Source organism: Marinobacterium sp. NO-S09 (genome assembly GCF_059179545.1).
This window is the reverse complement of sequence record NZ_CP168954.1, coordinates 1,085,682-1,099,001: the sequence shown is the minus strand read 5'-3', so window position 1 is coordinate 1,099,001 and position 13,320 is coordinate 1,085,682. Positions and strand designations below refer to the sequence as shown.

Below are 13,320 nucleotides of genomic sequence, written 5' to 3'. Positions count from 1 at the left end.
CGACCTGACTCACATAATCGATCAAATCTATTCTAACGCAAACTCAGGGGGCCAATGCAAGATTGTCGACAATCTGTAATTTTTTTACAGAAACGGCCTCCATGGCTTCAACGTGCGACAATCCAACGCATACAGGTACTAGTAATGCCGATAATGGCAACAATAAGACATTAGCCTTTCGGCTAATTTACAAGGAAGGGAAACAAAAAAGCCACTCATTGAGTGGCTGGACGGAAAACTTTCACATTATTGAAACCCAATTCATGCAAATGCTGGGCATGCATCTGGGACATCACGCCCTTATCGCAGTACAGCAGGTACTCCCGCTCCTGCGGCAAGGCGGCAAAATCGGCTTCCAGCTGGTAGAAGGGAATCACGCGAACCTCGCAACCCGGCATATTCAGGGGCTTGCGCTCCTGCTCCCGCGGCGGACGAATATCCACCAACGTCTGGTTGTCAGCCACCCGCGTCATCGCTTCAATCTCAGAATTGATATTCTGATTTTCCACTATGTCATCAATGCGGATGACTTCTGTCTGCTCCAGCGCGCGCTCCAGCACTTCAAAATCGAAGTTGCTCTCTTCTTCTTCAACCCGTTCACGACGCGCGTGAGTGGTCGGCTTGTCAGAGATAACGCCGCAGAACTCCGGCATGGCGCTGGCAAACTCGAAAGCACCGATCTGGCGTGAGATTTCGATGATATCCGGCTTATCCATGGTAACCAGCGGACGCAATACCAGGTGGTCACAGCTTTCATCGATCAAACGCAGGTTGGGCAGTGTCTGACTGGACACCTGGGCCACGCTCTCGCCGGTCACCAGCGCATTCAGCTTCATACGGTCGGCCACCTTGTCGGCCGCTCGCATCATCATGCGCTTGAGCACCACACCCATATGCGAGTGATGAACTGACTGCAGAATTTCGCCAACCACTTCTTCAAAAGGCACGGTAATGAATTTTACGCGCGCGGAAGAACCATAACGGTTCCACAGGTATAGCGCGACCTGTTTTACCCCGATCTCATGGGCATGGCCGCCCAGGTTGAAAAACAGAAAGTGGGTCTTGCTGCCACGACGCATGGTCATATAGGACGCGACAACAGAGTCAAAGCCACCGGAGATCAGGGACAGTACATCTTCCTGTGTGCCCAGCGGGTAACCGCCGAGCCCCTGATGTATCGCGGTCACAACAAACAGCTTGTTGTCCTTCACTTCCAGGTCAACCCAAATTTCAGGGTTACGGACATCAACACCCGCTGCCTCTGTGTGCTGACGCAGGCCGCCACCGACGTAGCGCTCCAGCTCTACAGAGGTGAAGTCATGCTTGCCGCTGCGCTTGACGCGCACCTTGAAGGTTTTGCCCTTGAGGCGTTCAGCATAGGCCTCACGGGTCAATTCGAATGCGTTATCGAAGTCACCCAAGGGATACTCGCGCACTTCCAGGAAGCTCTGAATACCCGGCACGCATGCCATGGCTTCAATGATCTGCTCGCACAGTGCTTCGTTCTGACCCGGGTAACTCACCTCAACCTTGTCCCAGAACCCACTGACCTTGATATCGTCATCCAGACGCTTGAGCACGATCTGCAGATTACTTTGCAGGCGCTGAATAAGGCGACGGCGAACAGGACGACTTTTGATCGTGATTTCGGGAAACAGCTTAGCGATGAATTTCATGGTCGTTCCGGAAGATAGCGTTTAATTTAGGCATCCGGCCTGAGAGGAAAAGCTTAATTCAAGAGGGGATGGCGCGCCCGAGAGGATTCGAACCTCTGACCGCCTGGTTCGTAGCCAGGTACTCTATCCAGCTGAGCTACGGGCGCATACCGATGGGGAGAAAAGATGGCGCGCCCGAGAGGATTCGAACCTCTGACCGCCTGGTTCGTAGCCAGGTACTCTATCCAGCTGAGCTACGGGCGCACACATGTTTTCATGTCGTTGAAGTAGATGGCGCGCCCGAGAGGATTCGAACCTCTGACCGCCTGGTTCGTAGCCAGGTACTCTATCCAGCTGAGCTACGGGCGCACATCGTGATGGCGGTGAGTGAGGGATTCGAACCCTCGATACCTTGCGGTATACGCCCTTAGCAGGGGCGCGCCTTCAGCCACTCGGCCAACTCACCTCGTCAACAACGGCGCAAATAGTACAAGACTGATTTTAAAAAGAAAAGGGTTAATTGAAAAAAATTATTCCTGATCTTCGTCTTGCTGTTTTTCACGCTGGATGCGCTGGTAGATCTCTTCGCGATGAACAGATACATCCTTGGGCGCATTGACACCGATGCGGACTTGGTTGCCTTTAACACCGAGCACAGTGACGGTGACGTCATCACCGACCATCAGAGTTTCGCCGACACGGCGGGTTAGAATCAGCATTTGTGGCTCTCCTTAATTTGTCCTGGGGCGCTGAGTTCTCTTCATGAAAGCGGTCGCACTTTCTCCTAATCGTCCATTCGACCATACAGGTAGTACAGCGGCGACCCTCTCAAGCCGATCGTGGGGGCATGCGCGTAATGATAGAACACTTGCATACCCCCGTCATCCGGTACTGTCGTTATTCCCTGACTGTATCTGAATCGTCAAGATCAAACGCAGAATGCAGGCCGCGTACAGCCAGCTCCAGATATTTCTCGGCGATCACCACGGACACCTTGATCTCGGATGTCGAGATCATTTGGATATTGATATTCTCGGCGGCAAGCGCGTCGAACATCTTGCTGGCGACCCCGGCATGGGAACGCATTCCCACACCAACGATGGACACCTTGGCGATCTTATTGTTTCCGACTACTTCGCGAGCTCCCAGTTCCTGCTTGACCTGCTGCAAGACCTGCTCCGCTTTATCATAGTCGTTTCTATGCACAGTGAAAGTAAAGTCGGTGGTTTTGTCAGCCGCGATGTTCTGCACAATCATGTCGACTTCGATATTCGCCTGGCTGATCGGCCCCAGAATGCGGGAGGCCACACCGGGGATATCCGGCACGCCCTGCACGGTCAGTTTGGCTTCGTCACGGTTGAACGCAATACCCGAGATAACCGGTTTTTCCACAGCGGCATCATCCTCTATCGTAATCAGTGTGCCGGGGCCGTCCTCAAAACTGGACAGTACCCGCAGCGGGACCTTGTACTTGCCGGCAAACTCAACCGCCCGGATCTGCAACACCTTCGAACCCAGGCTGGCCATTTCCAGCATCTCTTCAAAGGTAATCTTTTCCAGTCGTCGAGCACCTTCAACCACACGTGGATCGGTGGTGTAGACGCCGTCCACATCAGTATAGATCTGACATTCATCAGCCTTGAGCGCCGCTGCCAGAGCCACACCGGTGGTATCCGAACCGCCACGCCCCAGGGTCGTGATATTGCCGTCTTCGTCGACACCCTGGAAGCCGGCCACGACAACAACGCGCCCTTGGTCCAGGTCAGCGCGCATACGGCTGGTTTCAATATCCTGTATACGTGCTTTGGTATGCACGCGATCAGTCAGAATACGGACCTGCGCGCCGGTGTAAGAGCTGGCATCCACCCCCCGTGCCTTGAGCGCCATGCTCAAGAGGGCAATAGTGACCTGCTCCCCGGTGGACACCAGGGTGTCCATCTCACGCGGATCGGGGCGTGACTGAATTTCATTGGCCAGGGCGATCAGCCGGTTGGTTTCTCCGCTCATGGCGGAGACAACCACAACCACATCATGTCCCTGTTCGCGAAAGCCTTTCACTTTCTCGGCAACCGCTTCGATTCGCTCTACCGAACCAACCGAAGTGCCACCAAACTTTTGCACATATAATGCCATTTCACAGCTTCCAATCGGCTGCCGACACCGAAGCAGTGCCGGCAGTGCCTGTTGTTACAGGCTTGCCGCTACCAGTTCGGGCACCGCACTCAGCGCAGCCGGCATGGCACCAACATCGGTACCGCCGCCCTGCGCCATGTCTGGACGCCCGCCCCCTTTGCCACCCAGACGCGAGGCCAGCTCGCGTACCAGATCGCCCGCCTTGACCTGACCGGTCAGATCCTTGGTGACGCCCGCCACCAGGCTGACCTTGTCATTCTGAGCGGTCATCAATACCACAATACCGCTGCCCAGCTTGTTCTTCAGCTGATCCAGCATGTCACGCAGTGCCTTGGGCTCAACGCCGTCCAACTGAGCAGCCAGAACCTTGATGCCGCCGACTTCCTGAACCTGACTCAGCAGATCACCGCTCTGGGCACTGGCCAGCTTGGCGGCCAGTCGTTCGATCTCTTTTTCCAGCTGGCGGCTGCGCTCGTTCAGGCCACGGACCTTATCAAGCGCCGTTTCACGATTGCCTTTCACCAGTGAAGCGATCTCGCTCAGAACCTGCTCACCGCTGTTGATCCACTGCAGTGCCTGCATGCCGGTCACCGCTTCGATACGACGCACGCCAGAAGCGATGCCGCTTTCGGCAACCACTTTAAGCAGACCGATATCACCGGTGCGCTTGGCGTGAGTACCACCACAGAGCTCAACGGAGAAGTCGCCACCCATGCTGAGTACACGCACTTCATCATCGTATTTCTCGCCAAACAGCGCCATGGCACCTTTTTCCTTGGCAGCATCCAGCTCCATCAACTCGGTTTCCACCGCCGAGTTGGCACGAATCTGATCGTTGACCATACGCTCAACCTGCGCAATCTCGTCGGCACTCATGGCTTCAAAGTGGGCAAAGTCGAAACGCAGACGTTCAGCATCAACCAGGGAGCCTTTCTGCTGTACATGGTCACCCAGGACCGTGCGCAGGGCTGCGTGCAGCAGGTGCGTGGCGGAATGGTTCAGTGCCGTGGCCTGGCGCTTGGCCATGTCCACTTCAGTGACCACCTGATCACCGATCTGCAGTACGCCTTCGCTCAGGCTGCCGTGGTGCAGGTGATGGCCGCTTTCCTTGGTGCAGTCGCTCACGTCGAACTGACCACGATCCCAGCGCAGCACACCCTGGTCACCCACCTGACCGCCGGACTCGGCATAGAAAGCGGTATTTTTCAGTACCACCACACCGTGTTCACCAGCGGACAGCTGCTGCACTTCTTCGCCTTCACGGAACAGAGCGATCACTTCAGAGCGATCTTCCAGGCTGTCATAGCCGTTAAATTCAGTGCTGCCGTCCAGTTTAATCTGCTCGTTGTAATCTACGCTGAACTGACCGGAGGCACGGGCACGCTGACGCTGGGCTTCCATGGCAGACTCAAAGCCGTCCATATCCAGGCTCAACTCATGCTCACGGGCCACATCGGCTGTCAGGTCGACAGGGAAACCATAGGTATCGTACAGACGGAATACGGTTTCACCCGGGATGGTTTTGCCATCCAGATCGGCTATCGCCTGCTCCAGCAGCTGCATGCCGTGGTCCAGCGTTTTGGCAAACTGCTGTTCTTCCTTCAGCAGGATACGCTCCACCTGCTCCTGCATCTTCGCCAGTTCAGGGTAAGCCTCGCCCATTTCTTTCACCAGGGGTGCAACCAGCTTGTGGAAGAACGGCTCTTTGGCACCCAGCTTGTTACCATGACGGATTGCACGACGCATGATGCGACGCAGTACATAGCCGCGACCTTCATTGGATGGCATGACGCCATCAGTAATCAGGAAGGAACAGGAACGGATGTGGTCAGCAATAACGCGCAGGGATTTGCTGTCGATGTTATCCAGCCCCAGCACGCCGGCAGTTGCTTTCAACAGGTTTTGAAACAGATCGATTTCATAGTTGCTGTGCACGCCCTGGAGCACAGCAGCGACACGTTCAAGACCCATACCGGTATCGATGCTCGGACGCGCCAGCGGCTCCATGTTGCCGTCAGCGGAACGGTTGTACTGCATGAATACCAGGTTCCAGATCTCGATGTAGCGATCGCCATCTTCATCCGGGCTGCCGGGAGGACCACCGGCTACGTCAGGACCATGGTCAAAGAAGATTTCGGTACAGGGACCACAAGGGCCGGTATCGCCCATGGCCCAGAAGTTGTCTTCGTCCAGTTTGGAGAAGCGCTCCGGGTTAATACCCATCTCTTCTTTCCAGATTTTTTCCGCTTCGTCATCGGTGTAATGCACCGTGACCCAGAGGCGCTCTTCCGGCAACCCCAGGCGCTTGGTCAGGAAATCCCAGGCAAATTTGATCGCTTCGCGCTTGAAGTAATCACCAAAGCTGAAGTTGCCCAGCATTTCAAAGAACGTGTGGTGACGCGCAGTATAGCCGACGTTCTCTAGGTCATTGTGCTTGCCACCGGCGCGCACGCAGCGCTGCGAGGTGGTGGCACGGCTGTAGGAACGCTTGTCTGACCCGAGGAAGACATCCTTGAACTGCACCATACCCGCGTTGGTGAACAACAGCGTCGGGTCGTTACCCGGAATCAGCGGGCTGGAGGCAACAATTTCATGCCCCTGCTGGTTAAAGAAGTCGAGAAATGCCTGGCGGATTTCCGCACTTGTCATGTATTTCATATCAGGTCCGTTGCGTCTGTACTGGTTGGCACGACTGTCCCGCATACCCCGGCTGGGCAGCGGCGATCTGTACGCAAAAAAATAGCTGGATAGTATATAACGCGGGTAAAAAATGTACGATAGTCTGGCATGGCGCGAAGACCGAGAATTCAGTCTTCAGCAGGGGTATTGATCGCTTTTTTGGCCTCGTCAAAGCCAAAGCCACGGTTAACCAGAAAGCGCATGCGGCGGGCATACTCCTTCGGTGTGTCCGGCGGCATTTCGCCAAAACGGCGGCGGCAGGCATCCAGTGCCTGTGCATAACTGTCGTCTTCCTGACTTTCCAGAGCCTGCTCCACAAGGTCTGAGTCGATCCCCTTGCGGCGCAGCTCCTGACGCACCCGCATGGCACCATAGCCAGCCCCCAGGCGACTGCGCGTGAACACTTCAGCAAAACGTTCATCGCTCTGGTAGCCCGCCTCCTGCAACCCATCCAGTGCACGCTCCAACAGCCCTGCTTCCTCTACACGGGGACTCAGTTTGCGCCATAACTCGGCGCGACTGTACTCTCGTCGCGCCAGCAGGTTGATCGCTGCGGCGCGCACATCTGCCTCGTTTTCCAGCGCTTTTGCCATTGTTCGTTTCTTGCACCCCTGTCTCTAATCGGCTGTTTTAATGTATATACAGGGACTTTACGCACTCCAGGAGCGAGATGAAACTCTTGCAACGACCTCAGTGATTCAACTAGTCCTGCCAAAACCACTTTTGCCCTTCCTCCAGTGCCTCGCTTCGCGTCAGCCCGATATCTTTCAATTGCTCTCGATTCAGGGTTAACAAGACCCTGCGTGTACGGTTTTGACGATAGCGTTGCAGCAAACGTTGCAGAGCGGTAACAGGGTTCATGGCGATTCTCCATCCCGGTTGAGTGAAGAAACAGCATACGAATCCAGAGAAATACAGTACAGATTCAGACATTTATGAATTAACATATACAGATTGATAAACAGGTATCTGTAATCCCTGAATTATTCATATCTGTACTGGTTTTTATAAGGATAGCGATGTGAAACTGTACGAAGCCCTGATCGAACACCTGCGCAGCCAAATCAACCAGGGTCTTTTCGCCCCTGGCGACCGTCTACCCTCAATTCGCAGCCTGACCAAAGAGCACAAGGTCAGCATTACCACCGTACAAGAGGCCTATCGACAGCTGGAGTTTCTGGGCCTGGTGGAGGCGCGACCTAAATCAGGCTATTTCGTCCGCGGTCAGTCACCCTCACACCCTCTTCCCACCACGGCACGCGCTGCGCGACGACCTCTGGAAATCTCTCAATGGGAAGGGATTCTGCAGATGCTGGGTGCCGATAAATCAGCGCCTGTATTTTCCCTGGGTCATGCCATGCCCGATCTGACCGGCGACACACTGAGCCCCCTGCTCAGGCTCTGGGCACGTATTGCCCGTCGCGGCGATTTAAGCTTGCTGGAGTACGACAGCCTGCGCGGCAATCTGGAACTGCGCCAGCAGGTGGCCCGACTTGCAGCCAATAGCGGCAGCCAGCTGAACGCTGACGATATCGTCATCACCACGGGCTGTCAGGAAGCCCTGTTCTGTGCACTTAAAGCCACCACAGAGCCCGGCGATGTGGTCGCTGTGGACTCCCCCTGCTTCTATGGCGCCATGCAGGCGATCAAGGCGAACGGGCTTAAGGTAATGGAAATTCCCACCCACCCCGAACAAGGGATCAGCCTGGAGGCGCTGGAACTGGCATTGGAGCAGTGGCCAATCAAGGCAATCCTGGTCACCCCTACCTGCAATAACCCACTGGGCTATACCGCCAGTGAGGCTCACAAAAAAGCCCTGTACCGGCTGGCACAAAGGTTCGACATCGCCATCATTGAAGACGATATTTATGGCGACCTGGCCTACACTTGGCCGCGACCCATCACCATCAAGTCACTGGATACCGATGACCGCGTACTACTTTGCAGCTCATTTTCCAAAACACTGGCGCCAGGCCTGCGCCTTGGCTGGATCGCCCCCGGACGTTTCCGTAGTGCAGTGGTACACAGTAAATTTGTCGCCACTGCAGCCTCGAGCACGTTGCCCCAACAGGCGGTAGCCGCTTTTATTGCTGAAGGTGGTTATGAACGCCACCTGCGCAAAATGCGGGGACAATATCAGCGTAACCGTGACAGGATGCTGCCATGGCTAGAGGCTCACTTCCCTGCCGGCACCCGTATTAGCCATCCCACCGGCGGTTATATTTTCTGGCTGGAAATGCCGGAAGAAATAGACTGCGTTGAATTGAACCGTCGCCTGGAGGGAGAACCCTACTGCATTGCACCTGGAGCTCTGTTTTCTGCCTCCGGCAAATACCGAAACTGTATGCGACTCAACTATGCAGAGGGCCTCACCGCTAAAACCGAGCAGGCATTATTGTCACTTCTGCAAACCCTGGCCTCATAGCAGACCGCTAACGCCAGCTGAAGACGACCAATGCTCAAGCCATAAACGCAAACAGGGGCACAAGGCCCCTGTTCGGTGTCATCTGTTCAAGAACGGATCAGAGATCGAGCTGACCTGCTTCTTCTGCCTGTTCCGGCTGTTCTTTAGGCTTGGGCACATTGAGCAGCTTGGCACGGATTTCACCTTCAATCTCATTGGCGATTTCCGGATGATCCTCAAGGTATTTGGCCGCATTAGCCTTGCCCTGACCGATCTTGTCACCCTTGTAGGCGTACCAGGCACCGGACTTGTCCACCAGCCCCTGCTGCACACCCAGATCCACCACTTCACCCATGTGGTAGATGCCCTGGCCGTACATGATCTGGAACTCGGCCTGACGGAACGGCGGCGATACCTTGTTCTTGACCACTTTGACACGGGTCTCGTTACCGACGACTTCGTCGCCCTGCTTCACGGCACCGGTACGGCGGATATCCAGACGCACAGAAGCATAGAACTTGAGCGCGTTACCACCGGTGGTTGTTTCCGGGTTACCGAACATCACACCGATCTTCATACGGATCTGGTTGATGAACACCAGCAGACAGTTGGACTGTTTGACGCTACCGGTCAGCTTACGCAGGGCCTGAGACATCAGACGCGCCTGCAAACCCACATGCGAGTCACCCATTTCACCTTCGATCTCGGCCTTGGGCACCAGTGCCGCTACGGAGTCGACGATGATGACATCAACTGCACCGGAGCGGGTCAGCATGTCGGTAATTTCCAGCGCCTGCTCACCGGTATCCGGCTGGGACACCAGCAAGGCATCCACATCCACACCCAGTTTCTCGGCGTAAACCGGATCCAGCGCGTGCTCGGCATCAACAAAAGCACATGTCTTGCCCTGTTTTTGTGCTTCGGCGATCACCTGCAGGGTCAGCGTGGTTTTACCGGAGGATTCCGGACCGTAGATCTCGACCACTCGACCAAAAGGCAGGCCGCCAATACCCAGGGCAATATCCAGACCCAGAGAACCGGTGGACACGGACGGAATCGCTTCACGGGGCTGGTCCCCCATGCGCATCACAGCGCCTTTGCCGAACTGGCGCTCGATTTGTGACAGGGCGGCATCAAGTGCTTTTTTTCTGTTTGCGTCCATCGGGAAACCTTTCATTAGCCGAGGGTTAAATACTGTATGTCTGAACAGTATTATTCCACAACCTGATCAGATTGCAACCATCCTGAGATTACTCCGGCAGATAGGCCATGATGCCTTCCAGCGCCTGCTCAACCGCCTGCTGACGAATGTCATCACGGTCACCGTTGAAGAAACTCAGACAACTCACGGTCGGGTGCCCTTCAATGGCCCAGGCCAGCCATACCGTCCCCACAGGCTTGTCCTCGGAGCCCCCATCCGGACCGGCAATGCCGCTGATGGCCACGGCAATATTGGCATCACTGTTGCGCAGTGCACCTTCCGCCATCTGCGCGACCACCGGCTCGCTCACTGCACCACTGTTTTCCAGGACCTCAAGATCCACACCCAGCATTTTCTGCTTGGCCGTATTGGAATAGGACACAAAGCCGCAATCGAACCAGCCCGAACTGCCCGGCACTGCCGTCACTGCCTGGGCCACCCAACCGCCGGTGCATGACTCCGCCGTTGCCATTTTCAGGCCCTTGTTCAACAGCGCCTGCCCTACTTTTTGTGCCAGGTTTTTCATCGTGTTACTCCCAAGCCGCGACTACGCAGGCTGCCGTGTTTAACGTACAATTCCCCCATTAAAACCCTGAGCCAAATCCGATTCAATCCCCGCAACAGGATGACAGCGTCAACTATGTCTTCAGCAAGCAAGAGCACCCAGCACACTCCCATGATGCAGCAGTACCTGCGCATCAAGGCACAGCATCCGGATCAACTGCTGTTCTACCGCATGGGGGATTTCTACGAGCTGTTCTATGACGATGCCAAGAAGGCCGCTGCGCTGCTGGATATTTCACTGACGGCACGGGGCAAGTCCGCTGGCGAGCCGATCCCCATGGCCGGTATTCCCTACCACTCTGCCGAAGGCTATATAGCCCGCATTGTAAAAGCCGGTGAGTCCGTGGTGATCTGTGAACAGGTTGGCGACCCGGCCACCAGCAAGGGGCCCGTGGCACGTGAAGTCGTGCGTATTGTTACCCCCGGTACGCTGAGTGATGAAGCCCTGCTGGATGAACATCAGGACAACCTGTTGATGGGCATTGCACGCCACCAGGATCAGTTTGGCCTGGCGATGATCGATATAAGTTCCGGACGCTTCAGCCTGTTCGAGGTAGATGGAGAAGACGCCCTGCTGGCCGAGCTGGAGCGCCTGCGCCCTGCCGAACTGCTATATCCGGATGATGCCGCGGTTCCCGAAGCGGTCAGCAAGCGCCCCGGAGCCCATGCACGCCCGCCCTGGGAGTTTGAAGACGATACCGCTCGCCGTCTGCTGTGCGACCAGTTCAAGACCCGCGACCTGAGCGGCTTTGGCTGCGACCACCTGAGCCTTGCGATCTGCGCGGCCGGTTGCCTGCTGCAGTATGCCCGCGATACGCAACGCAGCAACCTGCCGCATATTCGCCGCATTCAGGTCGAGCAGCATGATGAAGCCGTTATTCTGGATGCTTCCACGCGCCGCAACCTGGAGCTGGACGTCAACCTGTCCGGAGGCCGCAGCAACACCCTGGCCTCGGTACTGGATAAATGTGGCACCCCCATGGGCAGCCGTCTGCTGCGCCGCTGGCTACACCGCCCCCTGCGTGATCGCAGCACACTGGAAGCACGTCAGGACGCCATTCGCTGGCTGATGCGTCCGGACTGCAGTGACAATGTCGCCGAACAACTCAAGCCCATTGGCGATATGGAGCGCATCCTGTCCCGCGTTGCCCTGCGTTCAGCACGTCCGCGAGATCTGGAGCGCCTGCGCAATGCGCTGGCTACGCTTCCCGAGCTGCAGAATTCACTCAAGGCTACCGATGCCGCTCGCATCAAATCCCTGTCGCAGCAGATCACAACCTTCCCGACGGAAGCCGACCTGCTGGCACGCGCCATCATTGATGCCCCGCCCGTCGTGATCCGTGACGGCGGTGTGATCGCAGCAGGCTATGATGCCGAGCTGGACGAACTGCGCGGCCTGAGTGAAAACGCCGGTGAGTTCCTGCTGCAGCTGGAAGCCCGTGAACGTGCTCGCACCGACATTTCCACCCTCAAGGTAGGTTACAACCGCGTGCATGGCTATTACATCGAGGTCAGCAAGGCTCAGGCGGTCGACATGCCGGCCGAGTATATCCGCCGCCAGACGTTGAAAAATGCCGAGCGCTTCATCACCCCCGAACTGAAAGAGTTTGAAGACAAGGCCCTGAGTGCCAAGAGCAAGGCTCTGGCACGGGAAAAGCACCTGTACGACGAACTGCTGGAGCAGTTGGCCGAACAGCTTGCTCCCTTGCAGGAAAGTGCCGCAGGCCTGTCCGAGCTTGATGTACTCTGCAACCTGGCTGAGCGCGCCCTGGCACTGGATTACCAGCGCCCACAACTGGTGGACGAACGTTGCCTGCAGATTGAAGGCGGCCGTCACCCGGTAGTGGAAGCCGTGTTGGACACCCCTTTTGTGGCCAACGACCTGCGCCTTGACGAACAACGCCATATGCTGGTGATCACTGGCCCCAACATGGGGGGTAAATCCACCTATATGCGCCAGGCCGCACTGATCACATTGCTCGCGCATATCGGCAGCTATGTGCCTGCCCGGTCAGCCAATATCGGGATTGTGGACCGTATCTTCACCCGTATGGGATCCTCCGATGACCTGGCCGGTGGCCGCTCCACCTTCATGGTGGAGATGACCGAGACCGCCAACATTCTGCACAACGCCACGGATCGCAGCCTGGTCTTGATGGACGAGGTAGGCCGTGGCACCAGTACTTTCGACGGCCTGTCACTGGCCTGGTCCTGTGCCGAGTTTCTTGCCCGAGAAACTCAGGCATTCACCCTGTTCGCCACCCACTACTTTGAGCTGACCAGCCTGCCGGAACGGGAAAGCGGTGTGGTCAACGTGCACCTGACAGCGGTGGAGCACAACGACCATATCGTCTTCATGCATGAAGTGCAGGAAGGTCCCGCCAGCCAGAGTTATGGTCTTCAGGTTGCCCAGCTGGCCGGCATTCCAGACAACGTGATCCGCAATGCCCGCGACAAGCTGGTGATTCTGGAGCAGGACAGCCGCAGTCCGGCTGAGCACGTCACCCGTAACCCCGAACCTGTCGCGGCAACAGTCACGGAAGCCCCCATGCAGGGCGACATGTTTGTCAGCCAGCCCTCTCAGGTGGAACGTCAGCTGAAACAGCTGGATCTGGATGACCTCACGCCCCGACAGGCGCTGGAGCAACTGTACGCGCTGCGGGACATGATGTCCTGAGCAGCAC

The 13,320-nt window shown here is 56.5% G+C and carries 10 protein-coding genes and 4 tRNA genes; 2 read left to right on the top strand and 12 right to left on the bottom strand.

The features are described 5' to 3' along the window. Window positions 1–215: 215 nt before the first annotated feature. The 10 genes from thiI to O3C79_RS05165 form a co-directional block, all read right to left on the bottom strand. Window positions 216–1,676: a tRNA uracil 4-sulfurtransferase ThiI gene (gene thiI, locus O3C79_RS05210; RefSeq protein ID WP_494385076.1), complete on the bottom strand. Its 1,461-nt coding sequence runs from the start codon at window positions 1,674–1,676 to the stop codon at window positions 216–218. Between the two features lie 69 nt (window positions 1,677–1,745). Continuing rightward, window positions 1,746–1,822, bottom strand: a tRNA-Arg gene (locus O3C79_RS05205). A 20-nt stretch (window positions 1,823–1,842) separates the two neighbouring features. After that, window positions 1,843–1,919 (bottom strand) — tRNA-Arg (locus O3C79_RS05200). Between the two features lie 28 nt (window positions 1,920–1,947). Beyond that, a tRNA-Arg gene (locus tag O3C79_RS05195) sits at window positions 1,948–2,024 on the bottom strand. A 9-nt stretch (window positions 2,025–2,033) separates the two neighbouring features. Continuing rightward, a tRNA-Ser gene (locus tag O3C79_RS05190) sits at window positions 2,034–2,121 on the bottom strand. A gap of 64 nt (window positions 2,122–2,185) precedes the next feature. Next, the gene (gene csrA / locus O3C79_RS05185) at window positions 2,186–2,374 is read right to left on the bottom strand and encodes a carbon storage regulator CsrA (protein ID WP_010323508.1); all 189 of its coding nucleotides are present in this window, start codon (window positions 2,372–2,374) and stop codon (window positions 2,186–2,188) included. Between the two features lie 178 nt (window positions 2,375–2,552). Continuing rightward, window positions 2,553–3,788 (bottom strand): aspartate kinase, encoded by a 1,236-nt coding sequence (locus O3C79_RS05180; protein ID WP_010323509.1) that lies wholly within the window; start codon window positions 3,786–3,788, stop codon window positions 2,553–2,555. A gap of 54 nt (window positions 3,789–3,842) precedes the next feature. Then, window positions 3,843–6,437: an alanine--tRNA ligase gene (gene alaS / locus O3C79_RS05175; RefSeq protein ID WP_494385775.1), complete on the bottom strand. Its 2,595-nt coding sequence runs from the start codon at window positions 6,435–6,437 to the stop codon at window positions 3,843–3,845. Between the two features lie 158 nt (window positions 6,438–6,595). Then, a complete protein-coding gene (locus O3C79_RS05170; protein ID WP_494385075.1) occupies window positions 6,596–7,060 on the bottom strand; it encodes a regulatory protein RecX in 465 nt (154 codons plus the stop codon). Between the two features lie 109 nt (window positions 7,061–7,169). Then, window positions 7,170–7,328 carry a DUF1127 domain-containing protein gene (locus O3C79_RS05165; protein ID WP_010323512.1) on the bottom strand — a complete coding sequence of 53 codons (159 nt, stop codon included), beginning with the start codon at window positions 7,326–7,328 and terminating at the stop codon, window positions 7,170–7,172. 160 nt (window positions 7,329–7,488) lie between these two features. Between O3C79_RS05165 and O3C79_RS05160 the strand changes: the two genes are divergently transcribed. Further along, window positions 7,489–8,892, top strand: coding sequence for an aminotransferase-like domain-containing protein (locus O3C79_RS05160; RefSeq protein ID WP_494385074.1), 1,404 nt, complete (start codon window positions 7,489–7,491; stop codon window positions 8,890–8,892). Window positions 8,893–8,989: 97 nt separating this feature from the next. On the opposite strand, the gene recA is transcribed toward O3C79_RS05160, so the two are convergent. Continuing rightward, entirely contained in the window at window positions 8,990–10,033 is a 1,044-nt protein-coding gene (gene recA / locus O3C79_RS05155; protein ID WP_010323514.1) for a recombinase RecA, read from the bottom strand. A gap of 88 nt (window positions 10,034–10,121) precedes the next feature. After that, on the bottom strand, window positions 10,122–10,598 hold the full coding sequence (locus tag O3C79_RS05150; protein ID WP_494385073.1) for a CinA family protein: 477 nt from the start codon (window positions 10,596–10,598) through the stop codon (window positions 10,122–10,124). Window positions 10,599–10,712: 114 nt separating this feature from the next. On the opposite strand from O3C79_RS05150, the gene mutS reads away from it, so the two are divergent. After that, window positions 10,713–13,313, top strand: coding sequence for a DNA mismatch repair protein MutS (mutS, locus tag O3C79_RS05145; RefSeq protein ID WP_494385072.1), 2,601 nt, complete (start codon window positions 10,713–10,715; stop codon window positions 13,311–13,313). Window positions 13,314–13,320: the final 7 nt, after the last annotated feature.